Source organism: Frigidibacter sp. ROC022, assembly GCF_024723735.1.
In the GTDB taxonomy this organism is placed as follows: Bacteria; Pseudomonadota; Alphaproteobacteria; order Rhodobacterales; family Rhodobacteraceae; genus SLM-1.
Genome location: NZ_JANQDU010000003.1, coordinates 707,086 through 730,951 on the forward strand (window position 1 = coordinate 707,086; position 23,866 = coordinate 730,951).

A 23,866-nucleotide genomic window follows, 5' to 3' on the forward strand; every position below is an offset into this window, starting at 1 on the left:
CATGACGACAGCAAGCGCCAGCACCTGCCAGGGGTGACGGTCGTACCTCCGTGCGCGGCCTGGCTGCGGTTCCGGTCCGGCTGACGTCCGCGCGGCCGGCCCGAATTCTTGAAGGTTCGAAAATGACTGAAGACACGAAGAAAAAGACCTACGCCGAGCTTCGCTCGGCCCGCTGGATGGCGCCGGACGATCTGCGCAGTTTCGGGCACCGGTCGCGGACCATGCAGATGGGGTATGGCCCCGAGGACTGGGAAGGCAAGCCGATCATCGCGGTGATCAACACATGGTCCGAGGCGCAGCCCTGTCACATGCATTTCAAGGACCGGGTCGAGTGGGTGAAGCGCGGCATACTGCAACGCGGCGGTTTCCCGATGGAATTGCCTGCGCTCTCGCTGTCGGAGAATTTCGTCAAGCCGACGACGATGCTCTACCGCAACATGCTGGCGATGGAGGTCGAGGAGCTGCTGCGCTCGCATCCGGTCGATGGCGCGGTGCTGATGGGCGGCTGCGACAAGACCACGCCGGGGCTGGTGATGGGCGCCGTCTCGATGGGGATACCCTTCATCTACCTGCCCGCCGGGCCGATGTTGCGCGGCAACTACGCCGGCCAGACGCTGGGCTCGGGCACCGACGGGTTTAAATACTGGGACGAGCGCCGGGCCGGGACGATCAGCAAGGAGCAATGGGTCGGCATCGAAGGCGGAATCGCGCGCTCTTATGGTCATTGCATGACCATGGGAACCGCCTCGACCATGACCGCGATCGCCGAGGCAATGGGCCTGACGCTGCCCGGCGCCTCGTCGATCCCGGCGGCCGATGCCAATCACCAGCGGATGAGCGCCGAATGCGGCCGCCGCATCGTCGGCATGGTCTGGGAGGACCTGACTCCGGACAAGATCATCACCCGCGCCGGGGTCGAGAACGCGGTGACGGTGGCGATGGCGACGGGATGCTCGACCAATGCGATCATCCATCTGATCGCCATGGCCCGCCGCGCCGGCGTGCCGCTGGAGCTGGACGATCTGGACCGGATCGGCCGCAGCACCCCGGTGGTGGCCAATATCCGGCCCTCGGGCAAGGACTACCTGATGGAGGATTTCTACTATGCCGGCGGGCTGCGGGCACTGATGAAGCAGATCCGCGAGAAGCTCGACGACAGCGCGATCACCGTCTCGGGGCGGCCGCTGACCGATGGGCTGGACAGCGTGCAGGTCTACAATGACGACGTGATCCGGCCGCTGTCGAACCCGGTCTATCACGAAGGCTCGCTGGCGGTGCTGAAGGGCAACCTGGCGCCGGATGGCGCGGTGATCAAGCCGGCGGCATGCGATCCGAAGTTCCACAGGCATTCCGGCCCGGCGCTGATTGCCGACAGCTATGCCGAGATGAAGCGGATCATCGACGACCCGGACTATCCGATGACCCCGGATACCGTGCTGGTGCTGCGCAACGCCGGGCCGCAGGGCGGACCGGGGATGCCGGAATGGGGGATGATCCCGATGCCGAAGGCGCTGATGAAGGACGGCCTCCGCGACATGGTCCGGCTGTCGGATGCGCGGATGTCGGGCACCTCCTTCGGAGCCTGCGTGCTGCATGTCGCGCCCGAGTCCTGGGTCGGCGGGCCGCTCGCCCTGCTCAGGACCGGCGATATCGTCGAACTGGATATCCCGAACCGCAGCCTGAACATGCAGGTCTCCGAGGCCGAGCTGGCCCGCCGCCGCGCCGCCTGGACCCCGCCCGAGCCGAATTACGAACGCGGCTACGGCTACATCTTCACCAAGCATATCGAACAGGCCGACAAGGGCTGCGATTTCGATTTCCTCCGCTCCGAATTCGGCGGACCCACCCCAGACCCGGCGATCAACTGATGACTCTCGACCTTACCAGACGACGTATCTCGGCCCGTCCACCCCTGGCCGGGGCTCCGCGCGGCGCTGCCAGCCAGGACGCGATCGCGGGCATGAAGATCAGCCATATCGTGCTGCCGCTGAAATTCGCGCTCTCCGACGCCAAGGTGCTGACCGGGCGCCAGTCGCCGCTGACGGCGGTGGATATCCTGACGGTCGAGATGGTCAGCGAAGGCGGCCGGACCGGCATGGGTTTTTCCTACACGCTGCGGGCCGGGGGCAGGGGCATGTTCGCCCTGGCCTGCGAGATCGCGCCGCGGATCATCGGCCATGACCCGAACGACATCGCCCGGCTCTGGGAACTCTTGCGCTGGCAGACCAATTCCCTGGGGCAGGGCGGGATGTCCTACCAGACCATCGGCGCCTTCGACGTGGCGCTCTGGGACATGAAGGCGAAACGCGCCGGGTTGCCGCTGGCCAAGCTTCTGGGCGCCCATCGCGACAGCCTGCGGATCTACAATTCCGAAGGCCAGTATCTTCAGGCCAGCACCGAAGAGATCAAGGCGGCGGCGGACCGGTCGCTGGCGCTCGGGATCGGCGGCATCAAGATGAAGGTCGGGCAGCCGGACGGGCAGGAGGATCTGCTCCGGATCGACGCGCTGCGCAGCCATCTGCCCGATGACATCGCCCTGATGATCGACGCCAACCAGCAATGGGACCGTGCCTATGCGCTTCAGTTCGGCAAGATCGTCGATGACCTCGGGCTGGCCTTCATCGAGGAGCCGCTCGACGCGCTGGACTTCGAAGGCCATGCCGCGCTGGCCCGGGAACTGGCGACCCCGGTGGCGACAGGCGAGATGCTGACCTCCCCGCGCGAGGCGATCCAGCTGGTTCAGACCGGGGCCTGCGACGTCAGCCAGGTCGATGCGCTGCGGATCGGCGGCATCACGCCCTTCCTCAAGGCGATGAGCATGGCCGAGGCGCATCGGGTCGCGATCGCGCCGCACTGGATCATGGAACTGCATGTGCATCTGGCGGCGGCCTTCCCGGAAGAGCCCTGGATCGAGCATTTCCACTGGATGGAGGAGCTTTTCGACGAGCGGCTGGAGATTTCCGACGGCCGCGTCGCCGTGCCCTCGCAGCCGGGAATTTCCCTGACCCTCTCGTCGCGGGCCCGCGACTGGACGCAAGACAGCTGGGAGACGGGCGCTCCCGTCCAGGATTAAGGAGAACGACCGATGAAGACCGAAACCAAGGACAAGCTTGCCGACGTGTCCGTGGCCACGCTGGCGACCGCGCTCTACAAGCGCGGCCTGCGCAACCAGGTGATCCAGGACGTGCGCCCGGTGAGGCCGAAGGGCCGCAACATGGTCGGCCCGGCCTTCACTCTGCGCTACATGCCGGCCCGCGAGGACCGCAACACGCTGAAGGAGTTCCTCAATCCGATGCATCCGCAGCGCCAGGCGGTCGAGCAATGCCCGCCCGGCGCGGTGCTGGTGATGGACAGCCGCAAGGACCCCCGCGCGGCCTCTGCCGGCGACATCCTGATCACCCGGCTGATGATGCGCGGCGGCGCCGGGGTGGTGACAGATGGCGGCTTTCGCGACGCCATGTCGATCGGCGCGCTGGAGATTCCGGCCTATCATTCGCGCCCGTCGTCGCCGACCAACCTGACCCTGCACGAGGCGATCGAGATCAACTGTCCGATCGGCTGCGGCGATGTGGCGGTGTTTCCCGGCGATGTGCTGGTCGGGGACGACGACAGCGTGATCGTGATCCCCGCCGAGATCGCCGACGAGATCGCCGACGAAGCCGTCGAGATGACCGCCTACGAGGATTTCGTGGTCGAGAAGGTGCGCGAGGGCCAGACCATCATCGGGCTCTACCCCTGCACCAAGGACGAGAACCGCGCCGCCTTCGAAGCCTGGCGCAAGGCGAACAACCGCTAGCCGCCGGCGTGGTTCCCGACCCGGCCATCCCGTGACAACCGGCGCCGCCAAAGCGCCGCAACCCCTTGAATGGACATCCATATGCTTTCTCCGCACGACCTTCGCGACACCATACGATCGGGACTCCTGTCCTTTCCGGTCACGCCCTTCGACGAGAACGACGCGTTCAATCCCAAGGCATTCGCGGCGCATCTCGAATGGCTCTCGCCGCATCCGATCGCGGGGCTGATCGTCGCCGGCGGCACGGGCGAGCTGTTCTCGCTCACCCCCTCGGAGGTCTGCGACGTGGTCCGCACCGCCAAGGCGGCGCAGCCCGGCAAGCCGATCCTGTCGGGCTGCGGCTATGGCACCAAGTTGGCCTGCGAAATGGCGCAGGGCATCGAAGAGGCCGGCGGCGACGGCATCCTGCTGCTGCCGCATTACCTGATCACCGCGCCGCAGGACGGGATCGAGGCGCATATCCGCGCCGTCTGCAAGGCCACCCGGATGGGCGTCATCGTCTACAACCGCGGCCAGAGCCGGGTCTCGGCCGAGACCCTGGCCCGGCTGGCGGAAGAGTGCCCCAACCTGATCGGCTTCAAGGACGGCACCGGGGACATCGACACGGTGCGGCGGATCACCATCGAGAACGGCGACCGGCTGGCCTATATCGGTGGCATGCCGACGCATGAGCTCTTCGCCCAGGCCTATCGCGGCGCCGGGGTCGATACCTATTCCTCGGCGGTCTTCAACTTCGTCCCGGAAACGGCGCTGGCCTTCCACGCCGCCTTTTCCCGCGGCGACGACCGGACCTGCGAGGCGATGCTGCGCGACTTCTACTATCCCTTCGCCCGGATCCGCGACCGCAAGACCGGCTACGCGGTCTCGGCGATCAAGGCCGGGGCGCGGCTGCGCGGCTTCGAGACCGGCCCGGTCCGCTCACCGCTGACCGACCTCACGGACGAGGAAATCGCCATGATGGAGGCGCTGATCCAGGGTCACAACTGATGCCCCGGGTCGCGGTTCTGGAAACCGTCGATGATGCGCTTGCCGCCGCCGTGCGGGCCGCGGCCGGGCCGGACCTCGACCTGCGCTCCGCAGCCGGGCTGGATGCGGAGGGCCTCGCGGCGGCGCTGAAAGGCGCGACCTATGCCGTGGTGCGCGGCGCCCGGCTGACCCCCGAACTGCTCGACGGGGCGCCCGACATCCGGATGATCCACGCCTGGGGCACCGGGCTGAACTGCATTCCGCTGGAGGCGGCGCAGGCCCGCGGCATCACCGTGGCCCGCTCGCCGGGGCTGAACGCCCCCTCGGTCGCCGATCTGACGCTGGGGCTGATGCTGGCGGTGCTGCGCCGGATACCGGCGGCCGACGCCAGGCTGCGGCAGGGCACATGGAAGATGGATGCGCTCTGGGAAGGGGCGCGCGACCTGTCGGAGCTGCGCGTCGGTTTGGTCGGCGTCGGCGCCATCGGCCAGGCGGTGGCGCGGCGCTTGCGCGGCTTCGGCTGCGACATCGCCTATACCCGGCCCTCCGGCCCGCTCGACGGCCAGCCCGGCTGGCTGCCGCTGGAGGGGCTGCTGGAGTCGGTCGATATCCTGTCGCTGCACCTGCCCTTGAACGCCGCGACGCGGCAACTGCTCGGCGCGGCGGAGTTCGCCCGGATGCGGCGCGGGGCGGTGCTGATCAACACCTCGCGCGGCGGGCTGGTCGATCAGGCGGCGATGATCGAGGCGCTGGTCTCGGGACAACTCGGCGGGCTGGGGCTGGATGTCTTCGACCCGGAGCCGCCGGCGCCGGACAATCCCCTGCTGAGCCTGCCCAACACCGTGCTGACCCCGCATGTCGGCGGCCGCACCGAGGACAATCTGACCCGGATGGTCGGCAACTGGGCCAGGAACATCCGGGCCCATCACGCCGGACAACCGATCCCGGCGTCGGATATCGTGTTTTCCGGTTAGGGTCGGGCGCCCGTTCGCGGGTTGCGGCAGGCGCAGGCAGCCCGCCGGATTGTTCAGGGAAACGGCCGAAATCCCCACCGCCGGTCCTGGCCGCGCCGCAGAACCGTCCGGGAAATGGCGGCTACCTCATATCTTTGCGCGCCGGAGGGCGTTGAAACTCCAAAGTTAATTTCTAACTGAACCTCTTGCAGGGGTTCCCTGCTATCTGACATCTCTGTTTTGCGCAGGAGGATTTGCCGGGCAAGGCCATCTCGCGTTCCGGAACCATGGTCCGGCGGAGGGCGGTGATCTTGTGCCACGCCTGTCCGAATTCGAGATGCCACATCCGGCGGTCATGCCCAGGCGGGGTGATCGCGAAAGACCTCCTCGCATTCATTGTTGAGGCTTCGCTCAAAAGATGAGGAGGTTTTGCTGATGAAGATCGCACAGATCGCACCGCTGGAAGAAAGTTGTCCGCCGAGTCTCTACGGGGGGACCGAAAGGATCGTCTCGTACCTCACGGAAGAACTGGTCAGGCAGGGCCACGAGGTCACGCTGTTCGCCAGTGGTGACAGCCGGACGAAGGCCCATCTGGTGCCTTGCAGCAAGCAGGCGCTGCGGCTTGACCCGGACGTCAAGGAATCGCTGCCCTGGCATGTCGCAATGCTGGAGGAGGTCCGCCTGCGGGCCGATGAGTTCGACGTGCTGCATTTCCACATCGATTTCCTGCACTACCCCATGGCGCGGGCCTTCGCCGACCGTATGGTGACGACGATGCACGGGCGGCTCGACGTGCCCGATCTGCGCCCCTTCTACGCGACCTTCCCGAACTATCCGCTGGTGTCGATCTCTGACGACCAGCGCCGCCCGCTGCCCTTCGTGAACTGGGCGGGGACGGTCTATCACGGGCTTCCCCGGAATCTGCTGCCCTTCACGGAGCGCCCGAAGGGGGATTACCTTGTCTTTCTGGGCCGGATCTCGCCCGAGAAGCGCCCGGATCGCGCCATCGAGATCGCGGCGCGTGCAGGGATGCCCCTGAAAATCGCCGCCAAGATCGCTGATGTGGACCGCAAGTATTGGGAGGAGACCATCGCGCCGATGATCGACGCCCATCACAATGTGGAATTCATCGGGGAAATCAACGAAACCCGGAAGGCCGAGTTCCTGGGCAATGCGCGGGGGCTGCTGTTCCCGGTCGATTGGCCGGAACCCTTCGGGCTGGTGATGATCGAGGCCATGGCCTGCGGCACGCCGGTGATCGCATGGGCGAACGGCTCGGTGCCCGAGATCGTGGAGCCGGGGCTGACCGGCTATGTCGTGCATTCAATCGACGATGCCGTCGCGGCCGTGGCCAAGCTCGACCGGATCAACAGGGGAATCGTGCGTGCGACCTTTGAAGAACGCTTCACCGCGGATCGCATGGCACGCGACTATGTCGAGATCTATCGCGGGCTGCCGGGCGTCGAGGCCACGAGAGTGCCGCTACCGCATATGCTTGGGGGCCATGGGGCCCAGGTTGTGCATGCGGCTGAGTGACAGCGGAGGAGATCGAGATGACCGATGCGCTGCAACAAGTGGCATTGCGCAGATCACCGTCGGTCACGCCGTCGGCGCAATTCTTCATCCCGGCGGCGGCCTCGTTGCAGGAGCGGCGGCCGCGAACCCTGAAGCACGGCGATACTTTCGCCGTATTCGATCACAACGGGGATCTGCTCTCGGGGCCTGGCAGCCCCGAGGGCCTGTTCCATCGCGACACCCGCTATCTGTCGCACTACTACCTGACCATCGGCGGAGAGCGGCCCATGCTGCTCTCGTCCACATTGCGCGACGACAATGCCACGCTGACCTGCGATCTGACCAACCCTGACCTGCATGACGAAACCGGTCGCTGCCGGATCGCGCATGATCGCATCCACATGCGCCGGACGCGGTTTCTCTGGCAGGGCACCTGTTACGAGCGGTTGGCGCTGCGCAATTTCGATGAGGCTTCGCATGAGATCACCGTGGAAATCGCCTTCGCGTCGGATTTCGCGGATATCTTCGAAGTGCGCGGGCGGGAGCGGGCCGATCGGGGGACGTCGCTCTTGCCGGAGGTGGACGAGGCGCATGTGCTGCTGTCCTACCGGGGGCTCGACCACAATCCACGTCGCACCGCGCTGCGTTTCGATCCTGCGCCCGCGGAGCTCGATGCGGGCAGGGCGGTGTATCGTCTGAACCTTGCCCCCGGTGAGACGCGCTCGCTGTTCATCGAGATCGGCTGCAATGTGGACAGGGCGGACGAGGCGCCGTCGCGGCTGTTCTTCCGGTCCCTGCGCGAGGCACGGCATGCGCTCAGACGTTCGGCCTCCCGTGCGGCCACGGTCCAGAGCTCCAACGATATTTTCAACGAGACCATGCGCCGTTCGGTCTCTGACCTCTACATGCTGATGACCGATACCGAGGATGGACCCTATCCCTATGCCGGCGTGCCGTGGTTCAGCACCGTGTTCGGGCGCGACGCGCTGATCACGGCCTGGGAGATGCTCTGGCTCGACCCGGCCGTTTCACGCGGTGTTCTGCTTCATCTTGCGGCCAACCAGGCAACGGAATTCGATCCGGGCACCGATGCCGAGCCGGGCAAGATCCTTCATGAGATGCGCTACGGCGAAATGGCGGAAACCGGCGAAGTCCCGTTCCGGCGATATTATGGCAGCGTGGATTCCACACCGCTTTTCGTTATGGTCGCCGGGGCGTATCTGGAACGCACCGGCAATCGCGAGGTGCTGGAAACGCTCTGGCCGCATGTCCGCGCGGCGCTCGACTGGATCGAGAGCCATGGCGACCGGGACGGCGACGGTTTCGTGGAATATGGACGGCGCAGCGACAAGGGGCTGGCCAACCAGGGGTGGAAGGACAGTCATGACTCGGTGTTTCACGCCGACGGGGCGCTGGCCATGGGGCCGATCGCGTCTTGCGAAGTGCAGGGCTACGTCTATGCCGCCCAGCGGGCCGCAGCCAGGATCGCACGGGAACTCGGCCATGACGGGATCGAGCGGGAGCTGGCGCAAAAGGCCGAGGAACTGAAGTCCCGTTTTGACGCGGCGTTCTGGGACGATGAGCTTGGGACCTATGTGCTCGCCCTCGATGGTGACAAACGGCCCTGCCGGGTGCGTAGTTCGAACGCGGGCCATCTGCTCTGGACCGGGATCGTTCCGGAGGAGCGCGCCGACATGGTCGTGCGTGCGCTGATGGGGCCGTCGTCTTTCTGCGGTTGGGGCGTGAGGACCGTGTCCGCGGGCGCGGCCAGGTACAATCCGATGAGCTATCACAACGGCTCGGTCTGGCCGCATGACAATGCGCTGATCGGGGCAGGGCTGGCGCGCTACGGATTCCGCGAAGAGGCCGCGCGAATCTTCGAGGGGATCTTCTCCGCCGCCACCTATATCGACCTGCGCCGGTTGCCGGAGTTGTTCTGCGGCTTCCCGCGCCGCGAGACGCAAGGCCCGACCTTCTATCCGGTGGCCTGTACGCCGCAGGCCTGGGCGGCCGGAGCGCCGCTGTTGCTGCTACAGGCCTGTCTCGGGCTGCGCTTCGACGCCGAGGCGCGGCAGGTGATCTTCGAGCAACCGATCCTTCCGGAGTTCCTGGGAGAGGTCGTCCTGCGCAATCTGCGCCTTGATGGCGGATCCGTCGATGTGGCTCTGCGCCGGTCCGGCACCCATGTGGTTGCCGACGTTCTGCGCCGCGACGGACCGGTTCGGGTCATCGCAACCACCTGAAGGGACGGGCTGGCGCCAGCTTCTGCGCCAGCCCGATTTCCGTTACAGCAGCTCGTCTTCTTCCTGATCGGCTTCGAGCAATTCTACCAACTGGGCGACCCGGCCCGACGGGAAGGGGCGATGGGCATCAACCTGCGCCTCGTCCGCCTCGACCCAGGCCTTGGCACAGGCAAGCTCGGAGGCGTCCGCGCCGGTGCGCAGAATATCAGACAGAAGCGTGGGGTCCGTGCAGGGACCCAGGATGCCTTTCACGTCGTTCTCGGTCATGATCTCCTCCTTTCGAATGCTTCAGGGAAGCGGGTCAGATATGGGAGTTCTGTTCGCAGAAAAAAGGTTATCGAGCACCCTCTTGAAACCGTAAGGTGCTGTTCCAAATCAATTTGTACCGATCGCCCAGATGGGGATCGGAAAAAAAGGCGGGACGCCGCTTCCGCGGTGTGCCCGATGTCTGTACCCATGTTGCTCAAAGGAGGATATGGCTATGGCAACGACACTTGATTTTGCACCTCTGTTCCGTTCGAGCGTCGGCTTCGACCGCATGCTGGACGCGCTCGAGGCCGCCCGTCGAGTGGAGACGCTCGACAACTGGCCACCTTACGACATCGTCAGGACCGGTGAGGACGACTATCGCATCGACATGGCGGTGGCGGGCTTTGCCGAAGACGATCTGAGCCTGACCCAGGACAAGAACATGCTGATCGTGTCGGGCCGCAAGGAGATGCCCGAAGGTGACGGCAATGTCAGCTATCTGTATCGCGGCATCGCCGACCGCTCGTTCGAACGTCGGTTCGAACTGGCCGATCACGTCCGGGTCGAAGGGGCCACCCTGTCCAACGGCCTGCTGATCATCCAGCTCAAGCGCGAGGTCCCCGAGGAACTCAAACCGCGTCGGATCGAGATCGCGACTCCCGTGGCAACCGAAGGTCTCGAGACCAGGCAGATCGAGATGGATCGAGAGCCGGAACCTGTCGCGGCCTGAAGTCTCTTGAGCCCAGACCGGGATGCTCCGGCCGCTCTGGTGGCGGCCGGACGCCCTTGGTGAAATCTGGAGGTCAGGCGATGAACGTGATCAGCGGAGATTTCACAGGACGATCACATGTCTCAACCATTCCGAGTCAGGCCGGTTCGCGACCAGACTGGGACTCTTCTCTGCCCGACGGTGCGGTCGCCCGGATCTGGAAACCGCCGAAGTCGGCAATGACCTCGGGGCGGGCGCATATGAAAGCCTGGAAGATGAGCTTTCCGCGCCGGACCGGTTCGCGGCTCGAACCCATGATGGGCTGGACGGGCGGCGGCGACGCGATTCAGCAGATGGTCCTGAGCTTTCCGACGCTGGAAGCCGCTGTCCGCCATGCAAAGCGTCTGGGAGTGGCTTACGAGGTGCAGCTGCCGGCAGGCGAAGCCGGGCGCCGTGCCGCCCGGAGCCGGGACCGGCTGGCCGGGCTCTGGTCAGACGCCGCGCTCTCTCGGCTGGGACTGTCGGAGATGCCGCAAACCTAGCGCGACGCGATGGCCGGTGCGAAAGGGCGGTGCGATCGGAAATGCGGCGATGGCGAAATCTCGGGCCGAACCCGGATCGCAAGCCACCGTAGAGCTTGCCTTGGAAGAGATCGCGACCGGCGCGGTTTCGCAGGAGGAATTGCTTCCTTTCCCGCCCGCGCCGGCGCCGAAGCGGCTGGCTCGACCGCATTGAATCCCCGGTGAAGAGAAAGGAGGTAACACCATGAGCAAGACCTGGACCACGAACTATGACAAGATTGGCGACGGCATCAGCCTTGTCGCGGGACTGGCCCTCGCCGGGTTGCCCTTCGTCGTCACCATGACCGGTATCGGTTTCTGGAGTGCCCTGCTGACAGGCGGACTGATCGCAGTGCTTGCGCTGTTCGCGCTTTGGCGGCCGCATGAAGGGCTCGACTGGGCGCGTATGGTTGCGGGTGTCTGGGCTGCGATCAGCCCGTGGGCTCTCGCGGCCGGCTTCACGCTCGGTATCGCGCTTGCCCATGTGGCTCTCGGCGCGCTTGCGCTGGCCCTTCCCGCCTGGCGGCGCTGGAAGAACGACGGCGGCAACTCGGCACTGACCGCCTAGTTCGGTTGCCGGCCCCGAGCGGGGGCCGGCAATATGCCGTATTCGCCACAAACAATCGGTTCAGGCTTCATGACCGCTGGATGACGGTATCGGCGAGCGCGATGGCTGAGAGATAGACCATTGGCCATGGGTCATGCCGGATTGCCACGCGCCGCCAGTCCTTGGGCCTGCCGAACATGATCCAGATGCGGTTGCGGCGCTTGTATCGACACACGCGGCATTTGACGGGTGTCTTGCCTTGCGTTCGGACGCGGCTGGGCGTCTGTCAAAAGGCATCGTCTCGTGATAGACAACGCCCTCGCGCATCACTCCTGCACCTGCCCTGAAGCTGTGACATCCATCCTTGCGTTTGCGTGTGGTGATCGATCCCATGATGATCACCCCATTTGGTCCACGGGACCAAGTCTGGTGTCCAAATCGACGGGTCTGGTACCTGGTGAGCGGAAATGAGACGAACTGTAGGCGCCTGTAAGTGACTGAAAGAAATATCAAGCAAGACATTTCAGCGGCCGCCCGCCTGTCCGTTGCCCCGATGATGGACTGGACCGACCGGCATTGCCGCTATTTCCACCGCCAGATGTCGCGGGGCGCCTTGCTCTATACCGAGATGGTGACGGCGCCGGCGGTGATCCATGGCGATCGGGAGCAGCTGCTGGGCCATGATGCCGCCGAGCATCCGGTGGCGTTGCAGCTTGGTGGCGCCGATCCCGGGCAGCTGGCCGAGGCGGTACGGCTGGCGGCGCCGCATGGCTATGACGAGATCAACCTGAACTGCGGCTGCCCCTCGGACCGGGTGCAGTCGGGCTGTTTCGGCGCGGTGCTGATGGAAACCCCGGCGCTGGTGGCCGAATGCGTGGCGGCGATGATCGCCGAAAGCCCGGTCGAGGTGACGGTGAAATGCCGGATCGGGGTGGATGAGCAGGACCCGCGCACCGCCCTGCCGGACTTTCTCGAGGCGGTGCGGGGGGCCGGGGTCCGGCGGGTGACGATCCATGCCCGCAAGGCCTGGCTGCAGGGTCTTTCTCCGAAGGAGAACCGCGAGGTGCCGCCGCTGGACCACGCGCTGGTGCTGGAGATGAAGCGGCAGTTCCCCGACCTGCATGTCTCGCTGAACGGCGGCGTGACCACGCTGGCGCAGGCCAGGGTGCTGCTGGAGCAGGGGCTGGACGGGGTGATGATCGGCCGCGCGGCCTATCATGATCCGGCCTCGGTGCTGCTGGGCGCCGATGCGGCGATCTTCGGCCTGCCGGGCGGGCAGAGTGCCGAGAGCGCCGTCGCGGCGATGCTGCTCTATATCGAGCGGCACCTGGCCGCGGGCGGGCGGCTGCACCAGATCACCCGGCACATGCTGGGGCTGTTCACCGGACGGCCGGGGGCGCGGGCCTGGCGGCGGATGCTGTCGGAAGGGGCGACGCGCCCCGGGGCCGGGCCGGAACTGGTCGAGGAGGCCGCCGCGCAGGTGCTGGAGGCGGCGGCCTGAGGGGAACGCCCGGGTCTCGTGCGGCTGTGCCTCCGGCGAGGATGTTTTCCGGGTGAAGCCGCGGGCGCAGGGTCAGACGAGGCGCGGGGCGCGGCGCCGCAGGGTCAGCCGCGACAGCACCAGGGCGATTCCGGCGCAGACCGCGATCGAGGCGATCATCGGCACCACGGTACCGTCGAAGAACGGTCCTGTGAGGCCGATCATCACCCCGCCCGCCAGCATCTGCAGGGTGCCGCCGAGCGACGAAGCCAGCCCGGCATTCTCGCCATGATCGTCCAGCGCCAGCACCATGGTGGTGGGGATCACCACGCCCAGCCCGGCATTGCCGAGGAACAGCCCGGCGACGGTGACGGTGAGCCCGGCCTGTCCCGCCAGCGCCAGCAGCAGAAGCCCGCCGGCCGCCAGCGCGAAGACCAGGGTTCCAGCGCGCACCACGGTCTCGATCCCGAACCGCTCGGCCAGCGGCCCGGCCATCTGCGAGGCCGAGAAAAAGCCGACCGCGTTCAGTGCGAAGGCGATCGAGAAGCCGGTCGGGCTCAGACCGAATTCGCCGGTATAGACGAAGGAGGCGGTGGCGATGAAGACGAAGAAACTGGCCATGCCGAAACCGCCCAGGAAGGTCAGCCCCATGAAGCGCGCATCGCAGAGCAGGGCGCGGGCGCCGCTCAGCAAGGTGCGGGCCCTGATCGGCAGCCGGCGCTCGGGCGGCAGCGTCTCGGGCTGCAGGGTGGCGGTCAGGGTCAGCGAGGCGGCGGCGGCAATCGCCAGCACCAGGAAGATCGCCCGCCAGCCCCAGAGCGCGATGACCCCGGAGCCTGCCAGCGGTGCCAGCATCGGCGAGACCGAGATCACCAGCATCACCAGCGCCATCAGCCGGGTCGCCGCGGCGCCGGTATGCATGTCGCGGATGATCGCCCTCGGCACCACCATCAGCACCGCGGCGCCCAGCCCCTGCACCGCCCGCAGCGCCGTCAGCATGGCGATGCTGTCGGTCCGCCAGGCGCCCAGAGAGGCCAGCAGGAACAGGCTGACACCGAAATAGAGCGGCAGCTTGCGGCCGGCCTGATCGGCCCAGGGCCCATAGACCAGCTGCGCCAGGCCGAAGGCGATGAAATAGGCGGTCAGCGTGCTCTGGGTCGCGGCAACCGAGGTGTCGAGATCGGCCGCGATGGTCGGCATCGCGGGCAGATACATGTCGATCGCAAAGGGCCCGACGGCCCCGAGAAGTCCGAGAACGAGGGCCGAGCGCAGAAGGGAAGGCTGCATGGAAGAACTCCTGTTCGCCGCGCTGCTTTAGTCGCGGGGCGAGAGCTTGTCGAGCGTCATGGAGGCCCGGTGAATTGCATCGGCCCGACTGCGGCCCTAAGGAGACGCGACAGAGGAGACCCCGAATGCCCGACGCCTTGCCCGACACGATGATCCTGATCCAGATGACCCTGCTGCTGCTGGGCATCGGCGCCTTTGCCGGGGTCATCGCAGGGCTTCTGGGCGTCGGCGGAGGGATCATCCTCGTGCCCTCGTTCTTCTATGCCTTTCAGGCGCTTGGCTATGACGGGCCGCAACTGTTCCAGGTCTGCCTGGCAACCTCGCTGGCGACGATCATCGTGACCTCGGTGCGCTCGGTCCTGTCGCACAACCGGAAGGGCGCGGTGGACTGGTCTATCCTGCGGACCTGGGCGCCGGGAATCGTGCTGGGCGCCGTCGTCGGAGTGCTGATCGCGGCGCGGCTGAAATCTTCGACCCTGCAGGCGATCTTTGGCGTGCTGGGGCTGATCGTCGGGTTCTGGCTGGCCTTCGGACGGAACGACTGGCGCCTGGGCGCGCGGATGCCGACCGGACTCACCCGGGCCGTGATGTCGCCGGTGATCGGCTTTCTCTCGGTGCTGATGGGGATCGGCGGCGGGTCCTTCGGAGTGCCGACGATGAGCCTCTATTCGGTACCGATCCACCGCGCCGTGGCGACGGCGGCGGGCTTCGGGGTGCTGATCGCGGTGCCCTCGGTGATCGGCTTCCTGCTGCTGCCGATCGACCCGACCGGCCTGCCGCCGTTCCGGATCGGGGCGGTGAACCTGGCCGCCTTCGCGCTGATCGTGGCGATGACCATGCTGACCGCGCCCCTGGGGGTGAAGCTGGCCCATTCGATGAACCCGAAGCCGCTGAAGCGGGTCTTTGCGGCCTTCATCACCATCGTGGCGCTGAACATGCTGCGCAAGGCCGCCGGGCTCTGAGCCGGGCGACCGGCGCTCAGGCCCCGCGCGCGATCCGGCCGGCGCGGCCGCCGCGCCGCTGCTGCACGGGCTTGCGCTCCGGCAGTTCGGCCATCACCGCCCGGCGCTCGTCCGGCGTCATCTTCGACCAGCGGCCGATCTCGTCGAGGGTCCGGAAACAGCCCAGACAGGTCCGGGTCTCGGGATGCAGGACGCAGAGCCGGACACAGGGGCTTTCGACCTTTTCGCGCCTCCAGATATCGTTCACGCCGGGGTCTCCAGATAACGCAGCCGGTCGAGCAGTCCTTGCAGGATATACCCGGCGGCCACATGGTCGATGACCTCGCTGCGACGCTTTCGGGACGTATCCGCCTCCAGCAAGGCGCGTTCCGCCGCCACGGTCGAAAGCCGCTCGTCCCAGAAGGTGATCGGCAGGTCGGTCAGCCGGGCCAGGTTGCGGGCAAAGGCACGGGTGGACTGGCAGCGCGGCCCTTCGCTACCATCCATGTTGCGCGGCAGGCCCAGGACCAGGCCGCCGATCTCGCGCTCGGCCAGGATCGCCAGCAGCGCGGCGGCGTCTTTGGTGAACTTGGTGCGCCGGATCGTGCGCAGCGGCGAGGCGACCGAGCGGAGCCGGTCCGAGACCGCGACCCCGATGGTCTTGGTGCCCAGATCGCCGCCGGCCAGCGCTGCCTGACGGGGCAGGGCGGCGGCGAAGTCCTCGACCGCGTCCAGGATCACTCGGCCACCCCGGCGCTGATCGCGGCGGTGCGGATCTTCGCCAAGCCGTCGGCATCGTCGGCAAAGGTCTCCTGCGCCTCGTCCCAGATCGCCTGCGCCCGTTCGGTATCGCCCAGCACGCCGAGGGCGGTCAGCAGCTGCGCCCATTTCTCGGGCGGTCCGCCCTGTTCGGCCAGTTCCGAGGCCAGCCCGTCAACCATGCCGCGGATCATCGCCTGGCGGTCCTCGGCCGACATTCCCGCCGCCGCCGCGACATCCGCGGCCGAGGGGCCCTTGGTGGCGGCGTCCTCGAGGGGCGGCAGCGTGTAGCGGACCCCGGCCAGCGCCGCGACCTCGCCGATCTGGCTGCGCAGGGGTTCGGTCCAGGGCTGTTCGGGCCCGCTTTCGGCCACCAGCGGCACCCAGACCTTCATCGCCAGGTCGAAGCGCTGGACCTGGGCGAACATCAGCCCGGTGTAATAGCGCGTCAGCCCGTTCTTCGGGTTCAGTTGCAGCGCCTTGACCAGCACGGCCTCGGTCTCGGGCGAGACGAAACCACCGGCCGCCTGAACCATCAGCGAGGCCAGCTGCGCGTTGTCCTCGGCGGTTGCCTTGTCGCCGAGCAGCGCCACCACCTGGCCCTGCGCCCGCGCCGCGGCCGAGAAATTGCCAAGCCGCGCCTCGTTTTCGGTCAGCAGCCGCCAGCCCTGCAGGTCGTCGGGATGGGCGAAGACGGCGGTGCGCAGCTTCTCGATCAGCTCCAGATAGGCCGGATCGACATCGTCCGGCGCCTCCCAGGGCGTGCCATAGAGCCGTTCCGCCTCTTCCTGATGCGGACGGTTGGCGCGGATCGCCTCCGAGGCGGCGATCCGTGTCTTCAGGCTCAGATCCTCCAGCCCCGGCTGACCCAGCCGCTGATAGCCGAGGATGCTGATCCCGGCCACCAGCGCCCCGATCAGCAGCGCCGGCGCCATCGGGCCGCGGGCCTGCGCCTCGGCGGCCTGCGCGGCGCGGTCGGCGGCCAGCAGCCGGCGCGAGACCTCGACCCGGATCCGCTCGGCCTCGTCCTCGCTCAGCACCCCGCGGGCGGCATCGCGTTCGACCTCGGCCAGCTGGTCGCGGTAGAGCGCCATGTCGGCCTCTCCCGCCACCTCGGGCCGGCCTCGGCGAAACGACAGCGCCAGGGCGATCGCCACAAGGGCGGCGGTGGCAGATATGGCGATCCAGAACATCATCCGCCCGACATAAAGCGCCAGGCAGCTTCGGGGAAGCCCTTGAGCGGTTTCGCCCCTGTGACAAATGCGCGATGTCGCTTCCGCGCCGCGAAGCTTCGCTTGCGGTCTTGGCGTCGCGGATTTGCCGGGCCATGTGCTAGGACAGGGCCGGGATGCCGGGAAGCAGGGGATTCGACGTGAAACGCTATTCGGTCTTCGCCATCGCCCGAGAGGCTCTGCGCTGGCACCGCGGCTGGGAACGCGCCTGGGCCACGCCCGAGCCGAAACCGGAATATGACGTGGTGATCGTCGGCGGCGGCGGGCACGGGCTGGCCACCGCCTATTACCTCGGCAAGAACCACGGCATCACCAATGTCGCGGTGGTCGAGAAGGGCTGGCTGGGCGGTGGCAACACCGGGCGCAACACCACGATCATCCGCTCGAACTACCTGCAGGACCCCTCGGCGGCGATCTATGAAAAGGCCCGCTCGCTGTATGAGACCATGAGCCAGGACCTGAACATGAACGTCATGTTCAGCCCTCGCGGCGTGATGATGCTGGCCCAGACCGAACACGAGGTGCGGGGCTACAAGCGCACCGAGATGGCCAATGCGCTGCAGGGGGTGAAGACCGAGTTCATCGGGCCCGAGCGGGTCAAGGAGCTTTGTCCGATCATCCATATCGAGGGCCCGCGCTACCCGGTGCTGGGCGCGCTCTGGCAGGCCCGGGGCGGCACCGCGCGGCATGACGCCGTCGCCTGGGGCTATGCCCGCGCCTGCTCGGCGATGGGCATGCACATCCTGCAGAACACCGAGGTGACCGGGATCACGCGGGATGCCTCGGGCGTCACCGGAATCGAGACCTCGCGCGGGCGGATCGCCACGCGGAAGCTGGGCCTCGTCGTCGCCGGCCACTCGGGCCAGCTGGCCGAGATGGCCGGGTTCAGGCTGCCGATCGAGAGCCTGGCGTTGCAGGCGCTGGTCTCCGAGCCGATCAAGCCCTGCATGGATGTCGTGGTCATGGCCAATACCGTGCATGGCTACATGAGCCAGTCCGACAAGGGCGAGATGGTGATCGGCGGCGGCACCGACGGGTTCAACAACTTCACCCAACGGGGCAGTTTCCACCATATCGAGGAGACCGTGCGGGCGCTGATCGAGACCTTCCCGATGCTGTCGCGGCTGAAGATGCTGCGGCAATGGGGCGGGATCGTCGATATGACCGGCGACCGGTCTCCGATCATCTCGACCACGCCGGTGCCGGGCATCTTCGTCGATTGCGGCTGGGGAACCGGCGGTTTCAAGGCGATCCCCGGTTCGGGCTGGGCGATGGCCGAGTTGATGGCGAAGGGCCAGCCCGGACCGCTGGCCGAGGCGTTCGGCCTGTCGCGGTTCCGCGAGGGCCGGTTCATCGACGAAAGCGTGGCGGCGGGGGTGGCGCATTGACGGGCAGAGTTCACAGGCGCGGGGTTCTGGCCGGCGGCCTGGCGCTGGCGGCGCAGCCCGCGATGGCGCTTGCCGATCCCGAATTCGTCGGGCTCTGGCGCTGCGTCGTGCAGCAGGGCCTGGGCGAGAGCGAGCATCTCAACGCCACGCTCAGACTGCGCCGGAACGGCAACTATGACTGGCGCTCGCGCTTCGCCACCGCATGGCTCGACCGCCTGAACTACGGAAACTGGGATCACGACCCGGCAACGCAGGTCTTCAAGCTGGTCAGCCGGGGTCTTCTGGGCCGCAATCTGAAGAACTGGCGCAGGGAAGAGAACCTCTGGCGGGCCTTCGCACGGGCAAAACGCGATCCGGGCGGGCAGGCAATGGCCCTGGCCTTCAACCGGATCGGCGGCCACGATTTTGCTCCGCCGGCCGTTCTCGGCTTTGAAAGAGTGGTCTCATGATATTGAAAACCCGGCAGAAACCCCTGGTCTCTCGGTGGCTGGCCCGGTCCGGTGGCAGCACCCGGTCGGCACGACCCCGCTCACGCCAAAATCACAAGGGCTTGAACAGAATCGGCTATGCACCCATCTATGGGGTCATTGAAAACCGCGTCAGACTGGGAGTCTCGACATGCAAGGTCGTATGGTTATCTGGATTATCATTGCCGTTATCGCTGTCGGGCTCATCGCCTGGTACGCAGGTCTGTTCGGCGGCAAGGAGATGCCCGCTTCGGACGCTCCGGCGACGACCGAGGCTCCGGCCACCACCTCCGAGGGCTGACGCCGACCCGAAAAGAAGGACCGAGGGGCGTCGGCCATGCTGATGCTCACCTGTCCCTATTGCGGCATCAAGGCTGACGAAACCGAATTGACTCCCGGCGGCGAGGCGCATCTGACGCGCTTCGGCCCCGAGGCTTCGGATGAGGATTTCGAGTCCTATCTGTTCCAGCGCAAGAACCCGAAAGGCGTTCACTTCGAACGCTGGCGTCATGCCTATGGCTGCGGCAAGTGGTTCCTGGCGGCGCGCGATACCGCCACGCTCGAGGTGTTCGGCACCTATCCGGCGCAGAGCAAGGCGCCACCGAAACGCCTGCTGACCGCGATCCGCCGGAAGCGGCCCGGCTGGGAGGGTTGGGAATGAGCACCCGTCTGGCCAGTGGCGGGCGTCTGATCGACCGCGAGACGCCGATCCATTTCCTGTTCAACGGCCGCAAGTTCCCCGGCTACGCAGGCGACACCCTGGCCTCGGCGCTGCTGGGGGCCGGGCAGCAGCTCATGGGCCGCTCGTTCAAGTATCACCGGCCCCGCTCGGTGGTTGCCTCGGGGCATGAAGAGCCGAATGCGCTGGTCAATCTCGGTGACGGGGGCCGGTTCGAACCGAACCAGCGCGCCACGGTGACCGAGCTCTATGACGGGCTGGAGGCCCGCAGTCAGAACCACTGGCCCTCGCTGGAGATGGATATCGGCGCGCTGAACGACCTGGCCGCGCGTTTCCTGCCGGCGGGCTTCTACTATAAGACCTTCATCCATCCCCGCTGGGCCTGGAAGCATCTGTTCGAACCGGTGATCCGCCGCTCGGCGGGGCTGGGCCGGGCCCCGGTCGAACGCGACGCCGACCGCTACGAGCATTATCACACCCATTGCGACCTGCTGATCGCCGGGGGCGGGATCGCGGGTCTTCAGGCGGCGCTCGTCGCGGGTCGGGCCGGGCTTTCGGTCCTGCTGCTCGAACAGTCCCCACACTGGGGCGGCCGCAGTCCGGTCGATGGCGCGACGATCGACGGGGCGGAGGCGGATGACTGGGTGAAGATCGCCCTGCAAGAGCTTGAAAGTCTGGATAATGTCCGGTTGCGCCTGCGGTGTCAGGTGGCGGGTCTCTACGATCACGGCTATGCCCTTGCGGTCGAGCGTCTGGCCGACCATCAGCCCGGCGCCATTCCGCCCCGGCAGAGGCTGTGGCGGATCCGGGCCCGGCATGTGCTGACCGCGACTGGCGCCATCGAGCGCCCCCTGGCCTTTGCCAGCAACGACACGCCCGGGGTCATGCTGGCCTCGGCGGTGCGTGACTACGTGGTGAACTGGGGCGTCTCGCCCGGCGACCGGACGGTGATCGTCACCAACAACGACGACGCCTACCGGACCGCCATTGCCCTGCACGAGGCGGGTCTCGTGGTGCCGATGGTGGTGGATGCACGGCCCGGCGTCGGCGGGCCGCTGGCCGAGACGGTGCGCGCGCTCGGCATCAGGGTCGAGTCCGGCAAGGCGATTGCCAAGGTGCTGGGCGGCAAGAGCGTTGGCGGCGTTGCCATTGCCGCCCAGGCCGGCGAGGGCGCGGTGCTGGAAACCGTGCCCTGCGAGGCGGTGGCGATGTCGGGCGGCTGGTCCCCGGTGGTGCATCTGTGGTCGCATTGCGGCGGCAAGCTGATCTGGGACGAGGTCTCGGCGCTGTTCCGCCCCGATCCGGCGCGGCCACCGACCGGCGCAGATGGTTCGGCCATGGTGACTCCGGCGGGCAGCGCAAATGGCGCCTTGCTGGCCGATGCGGTTCTGGCCGATGCCGATGCGCAGGCGCGGGCGGCGGTGAAGGCCCTGGGCGCCAGGCTGCCGAAATCCGCCGTGCCGCAGGTCGAGACGGTGGCCGAACAGCCGCTTGCCGCGACCTGGATCATGCCGCAGGGCGCCGGGCCGGCGCTCAGGGCCAAGATGTGGCTCGATTTCCAGAACGACGTGAAGGTATCGGACGTGCAGCTGGCAGCGCAGGAAGGCTATGCCAGCGTCGAACACGCCAAGCGCTACACCACGCTGGGCATGGCCACGGATCAGGGAAAGCTGAGCAACATAAACGGCCTGGCGGTTCTGGCCGGGGCGCTGGACCAGCGCATCCCCTCGGTCGGCACCACCACTTTCCGGCCGCCCTATACACCGCTGACCATGGGCACGATCGCCGGAGAGGCGCGCGGCGTCCTGTTCCAGCCGCTGCGCAAGACCGCGCTCCATTCGGCCCACGAAGCCGCTCGTGCCGATTTCGAGCCGGTCGGCCAGTGGCGCCGGCCCTATTGCTATCCCCGGCCCGGAGAGGATCGCCAGGCGGCCGTGGTCCGCGAGGTGAAGAACACCCGGCAAGCCGTTGGTTTGCTTGATGCTTCAACGCTTGGAAAGATCATCGTCAGCGGCCCCGACGCGGGCCGGTTCCTCGACATGATCTATACCAACATGATGTCGACCCTGGCCCCCGGCAAATGCCGCTATGGGCTGATATGCAGCGAGAACGGTTTTCTGATCGACGACGGCGTGGTGGCGCGGATCGACGAACAGACCTGGCTCTGCCACACCACCACCGGCGGCGCCGAGCGGATCCATGGCCACATGGAGGACTGGCTGCAATGCGAATGGTGGGACTGGCAGGTTCATACCGCCAATGTCACCGAGCAATTCGCCCAGATCGGCGTCGTCGGGCCCAAGGCGCGGCTGCTGCTCGAGACGCTGGGCGGGATGGATGTCTCGAAAGAGGCGCTGCCCTTCATGCACTGGGCCGACGGCCGGCTGGGCGGTTTCCCGGTGCGGGTCTACCGGATCAGCTTCTCGGGCGAACTCAGCTACGAGATCGCGCTGCCTGCCTCGCAGGGGCTGGCGCTCTGGCAGCGGCTGATGGCGGCGGGCGAGGAGCTGGGCGTGATGCCCTATGGCACCGAGGCGCTGCATGTGATGCGGGCCGAGAAGGGCTTCATCATGATCGGCGACGAAACCGACGGCACGATCATCCCGCAGGACCTGGGCCTGTCCTGGGCGGTGTCGAAGAAAAAGGCCGATTTCCTGGGCAAGCGCGCGCAGCAGCGCAGCCACATGACCGACCCCGACCGCTGGAAGCTGGTCGGGCTGGAGACGCTCGACGGCTCGGTGCTGCCGGACGGTGCGCATCTGCCGGCAGCAGGCGAGAACGCCAATGGCCAGCGCAATGTGCAGGGGCGGGTGACCTCGACCTATTACTCGCCGACGCTCGACCGGGGCATCGCTCTGGCGCTGGTGCATCGCGGCCCGGACCGGATGGGCGAAGAGGTGCCGGTGCAGGACGGCAAGGGCGGCACCGTCGCGGCCCGGATCGTGTCGCCAGTCTTCTTTGACCCGAAAGGAGAGAAGCAGGATGTCTGAGACCTATGCCGGATATGTCGCGGTTTCGGCGGCCCGGCCGGGCGGGATGGTCACGCTGCGGGCCGACCCGGGCAACGGCAAGGTGAAGACCGCGCTGACGAAACTTGCCGGGGCGCTGCCGGAGCAACGGAAGCTGATCGGCGCCGAGATCGCCGGTCAGCCGGTGGAGATCGCCTGGATGGCGCCCGACGAGTGGCTGATCTTCTGCCCCCGCGATACCGCTGCCGATCTGGTGGCGGCGCTCGACAAGGCCCTGGACGGGCTGCATCACCTGGCGCTGGATGTCTCGGACACGCGGCTGCGCTTCGACCTGCACGGTGCTGCGGTGCGCGAGGTTCTGGCCAAGCTGACCCCGGCCGACATGGCGGCGCTGCCGCTGGCCGAGATGCGGCGGACCCGGCTCGGCCAGGTGGCGGCGGGCATCTGGCTGAGCGCGGAGGACCGCGCCCATGTCATCGCCTTCCGTTCGGTGGGGGATTACGTCTTCACCGCGCTCTGCCATGCGGCGAGGCCGGGCAGCGAGGTCGGCTGAGCCGGTTCGGAACCTGCCCGGCGGCGTTCAGGCGCAGGCGGCGTTCTCGGCCTCGGCCATGGCTTCGGCAGTGGCGTCCAGCGCCAGCATGATCGACATGTGCCGGTTCTTGTAGTCGCGGGCCGGGCGCAACACCTCGAGTTCTTCGAAGGGGGCCGGGGGCGTCGGCCCGTCGGATTTCAGCATCTGGCGCAGCGCGTCCCGCGCCGCCTCGATCTCGGCCCGGCTGCGCCCGATCACCTGCGCCCCGACGACCGAGGCCGAGGCCTGGCCCAGGGCACAGGCCTTCACGTCCTGGGCGAAGTCGCTGATCCTTCCGTTTTCCAGCTTCACGTCCACGGTGATCGTGGAGCCGCAAAGCGGCGAGCGGCGCTTGACGCTGGCATCCGGCGCCTCGAGCCGCCCCAGATGCGGAATGTCCGCCGCCAGCGCCAGAATGCGCTGCGAATAGAGTTTGATCAGGTCGGTATCGCTCATTCCGGCGCTCCCCTCGCGCGGCCCGCCCCGGCGGGCGGGGGTTTCCCTTTTGGCCGCAGCTTTCTAGACAGGCCACAACTTAGATAGGCGTCCGCG

General features: G+C 67.1%; 24 protein-coding genes. 18 read left to right on the forward strand and 6 right to left on the reverse strand.

Annotated elements, in window-relative coordinates:
- The first annotated feature begins 122 nt into the window (after positions 1-122).
- The 7 genes from araD (at position 123) to NUW50_RS15255 (ending at position 9,473) form a co-directional block, all read left to right on the forward strand.
- Entirely contained in the window at positions 123-1,868 is a 1,746-nt protein-coding gene (gene araD, locus NUW50_RS15225; protein ID WP_258289988.1) for an L-arabinonate dehydratase, read from the forward strand.
- Positions 1,868-3,073: an L-talarate/galactarate dehydratase gene (locus NUW50_RS15230; RefSeq protein ID WP_258289989.1), complete on the forward strand. Its 1,206-nt coding sequence runs from the start codon at positions 1,868-1,870 to the stop codon at positions 3,071-3,073. The genes araD and NUW50_RS15230 overlap by 1 nt, the downstream gene beginning before the upstream one ends.
- A gap of 12 nt (positions 3,074-3,085) precedes the next feature.
- A complete protein-coding gene (locus tag NUW50_RS15235) occupies positions 3,086-3,796 on the forward strand; it encodes a ribonuclease activity regulator RraA (protein ID WP_258289990.1) in 711 nt (236 codons plus the stop codon).
- An 81-nt stretch (positions 3,797-3,877) separates the two neighbouring features.
- Positions 3,878-4,783, forward strand: a complete 906-nt coding sequence (locus NUW50_RS15240; protein WP_258289991.1) for a 5-dehydro-4-deoxyglucarate dehydratase — start codon at positions 3,878-3,880, stop codon at positions 4,781-4,783.
- Positions 4,783-5,736, forward strand: coding sequence for a 2-hydroxyacid dehydrogenase (locus NUW50_RS15245; protein WP_258289992.1), 954 nt, complete (start codon positions 4,783-4,785; stop codon positions 5,734-5,736). Before NUW50_RS15240 ends, NUW50_RS15245 begins: the two co-directional genes overlap by 1 nt.
- A gap of 414 nt (positions 5,737-6,150) precedes the next feature.
- On the forward strand, positions 6,151-7,251 hold the full coding sequence (locus NUW50_RS15250) for a glycosyltransferase family 4 protein (RefSeq protein ID WP_258289993.1): 1,101 nt from the start codon (positions 6,151-6,153) through the stop codon (positions 7,249-7,251).
- 17 nt (positions 7,252-7,268) lie between these two features.
- Positions 7,269-9,473 (forward strand): amylo-alpha-1,6-glucosidase, encoded by a 2,205-nt coding sequence (locus NUW50_RS15255; RefSeq protein WP_258289994.1) that lies wholly within the window; start codon positions 7,269-7,271, stop codon positions 9,471-9,473.
- Between the two features lie 42 nt (positions 9,474-9,515).
- Here NUW50_RS15255 and NUW50_RS15260 read toward each other — a convergent pair whose 3' ends face one another.
- Positions 9,516-9,740 (reverse strand): hypothetical protein, encoded by a 225-nt coding sequence (locus NUW50_RS15260; protein WP_258289995.1) that lies wholly within the window; start codon positions 9,738-9,740, stop codon positions 9,516-9,518.
- A gap of 214 nt (positions 9,741-9,954) precedes the next feature.
- On the opposite strand from NUW50_RS15260, the gene NUW50_RS15265 reads away from it, so the two are divergent.
- From NUW50_RS15265 to dusA, 4 genes are all read left to right on the forward strand, one after another.
- Positions 9,955-10,452, forward strand: coding sequence for an Hsp20 family protein (locus NUW50_RS15265; protein WP_258289996.1), 498 nt, complete (start codon positions 9,955-9,957; stop codon positions 10,450-10,452).
- Between the two features lie 80 nt (positions 10,453-10,532).
- A complete protein-coding gene (locus NUW50_RS15270; RefSeq protein WP_258289997.1) occupies positions 10,533-10,973 on the forward strand; it encodes an ETC complex I subunit in 441 nt (146 codons plus the stop codon).
- Positions 10,974-11,196: 223 nt separating this feature from the next.
- Positions 11,197-11,559 (forward strand): SPW repeat domain-containing protein, encoded by a 363-nt coding sequence (locus tag NUW50_RS15275; RefSeq protein WP_258289998.1) that lies wholly within the window; start codon positions 11,197-11,199, stop codon positions 11,557-11,559.
- Between the two features lie 472 nt (positions 11,560-12,031).
- The gene (dusA, locus tag NUW50_RS15285; protein WP_258289999.1) at positions 12,032-13,039 is read left to right on the forward strand and encodes a tRNA dihydrouridine(20/20a) synthase DusA; all 1,008 of its coding nucleotides are present in this window, start codon (positions 12,032-12,034) and stop codon (positions 13,037-13,039) included.
- A 72-nt stretch (positions 13,040-13,111) separates the two neighbouring features.
- Here dusA and NUW50_RS15290 read toward each other — a convergent pair whose 3' ends face one another.
- Positions 13,112-14,305 carry a multidrug effflux MFS transporter gene (locus tag NUW50_RS15290; protein WP_258290000.1) on the reverse strand — a complete coding sequence of 398 codons (1,194 nt, stop codon included), beginning with the start codon at positions 14,303-14,305 and terminating at the stop codon, positions 13,112-13,114.
- A 137-nt stretch (positions 14,306-14,442) separates the two neighbouring features.
- Between NUW50_RS15290 and NUW50_RS15295 the strand changes: the two genes are divergently transcribed.
- The gene (locus NUW50_RS15295) at positions 14,443-15,267 is read left to right on the forward strand and encodes a sulfite exporter TauE/SafE family protein (protein ID WP_258290160.1); all 825 of its coding nucleotides are present in this window, start codon (positions 14,443-14,445) and stop codon (positions 15,265-15,267) included.
- Positions 15,268-15,283: 16 nt separating this feature from the next.
- On the opposite strand, the gene NUW50_RS15300 is transcribed toward NUW50_RS15295, so the two are convergent.
- From NUW50_RS15300 to ccmI, 3 genes are read right to left on the reverse strand one after another with little or no spacing between them, the layout of a single operon-like run.
- The gene (locus NUW50_RS15300) at positions 15,284-15,514 is read right to left on the reverse strand and encodes a DUF1289 domain-containing protein (RefSeq protein ID WP_258290001.1); all 231 of its coding nucleotides are present in this window, start codon (positions 15,512-15,514) and stop codon (positions 15,284-15,286) included.
- Entirely contained in the window at positions 15,511-15,987 is a 477-nt protein-coding gene (gene ruvX / locus NUW50_RS15305; RefSeq protein ID WP_258290002.1) for a Holliday junction resolvase RuvX, read from the reverse strand. Before ruvX ends, NUW50_RS15300 begins: the two co-directional genes overlap by 4 nt.
- Positions 15,984-17,198: a c-type cytochrome biogenesis protein CcmI gene (ccmI, locus tag NUW50_RS15310; protein ID WP_258290003.1), complete on the reverse strand. Its 1,215-nt coding sequence runs from the start codon at positions 17,196-17,198 to the stop codon at positions 15,984-15,986. The genes ruvX and ccmI overlap by 4 nt, the downstream gene beginning before the upstream one ends.
- A 179-nt stretch (positions 17,199-17,377) precedes the next feature.
- Between ccmI and NUW50_RS15315 the strand changes: the two genes are divergently transcribed.
- From NUW50_RS15315 to NUW50_RS15340, 6 genes are all read left to right on the forward strand, one after another.
- The gene (locus NUW50_RS15315; RefSeq protein WP_258290161.1) at positions 17,378-18,625 is read left to right on the forward strand and encodes a sarcosine oxidase subunit beta family protein; all 1,248 of its coding nucleotides are present in this window, start codon (positions 17,378-17,380) and stop codon (positions 18,623-18,625) included.
- Positions 18,622-19,074 carry a hypothetical protein gene (locus NUW50_RS15320; protein ID WP_258290004.1) on the forward strand — a complete coding sequence of 151 codons (453 nt, stop codon included), beginning with the start codon at positions 18,622-18,624 and terminating at the stop codon, positions 19,072-19,074. Before NUW50_RS15315 ends, NUW50_RS15320 begins: the two co-directional genes overlap by 4 nt.
- 169 nt (positions 19,075-19,243) lie before the next feature.
- Positions 19,244-19,393, forward strand: coding sequence for a hypothetical protein (locus NUW50_RS15325; RefSeq protein ID WP_258290005.1), 150 nt, complete (start codon positions 19,244-19,246; stop codon positions 19,391-19,393).
- A 36-nt stretch (positions 19,394-19,429) separates the two neighbouring features.
- Positions 19,430-19,753, forward strand: coding sequence for a sarcosine oxidase subunit delta (locus NUW50_RS15330; RefSeq protein WP_258290006.1), 324 nt, complete (start codon positions 19,430-19,432; stop codon positions 19,751-19,753).
- Positions 19,750-22,761: a sarcosine oxidase subunit alpha family protein gene (locus NUW50_RS15335; RefSeq protein WP_258290007.1), complete on the forward strand. Its 3,012-nt coding sequence runs from the start codon at positions 19,750-19,752 to the stop codon at positions 22,759-22,761. Before NUW50_RS15330 ends, NUW50_RS15335 begins: the two co-directional genes overlap by 4 nt.
- Entirely contained in the window at positions 22,754-23,293 is a 540-nt protein-coding gene (locus tag NUW50_RS15340) for a sarcosine oxidase subunit gamma (RefSeq protein WP_258290008.1), read from the forward strand. Before NUW50_RS15335 ends, NUW50_RS15340 begins: the two co-directional genes overlap by 8 nt.
- A 27-nt stretch (positions 23,294-23,320) precedes the next feature.
- Here the strand turns inward: NUW50_RS15340 and NUW50_RS15345 are convergent, their stop codons facing one another.
- Positions 23,321-23,770: an iron-sulfur cluster assembly scaffold protein gene (locus NUW50_RS15345; protein WP_258290009.1), complete on the reverse strand. Its 450-nt coding sequence runs from the start codon at positions 23,768-23,770 to the stop codon at positions 23,321-23,323.
- Positions 23,771-23,866 lie beyond the last annotated feature (96 nt).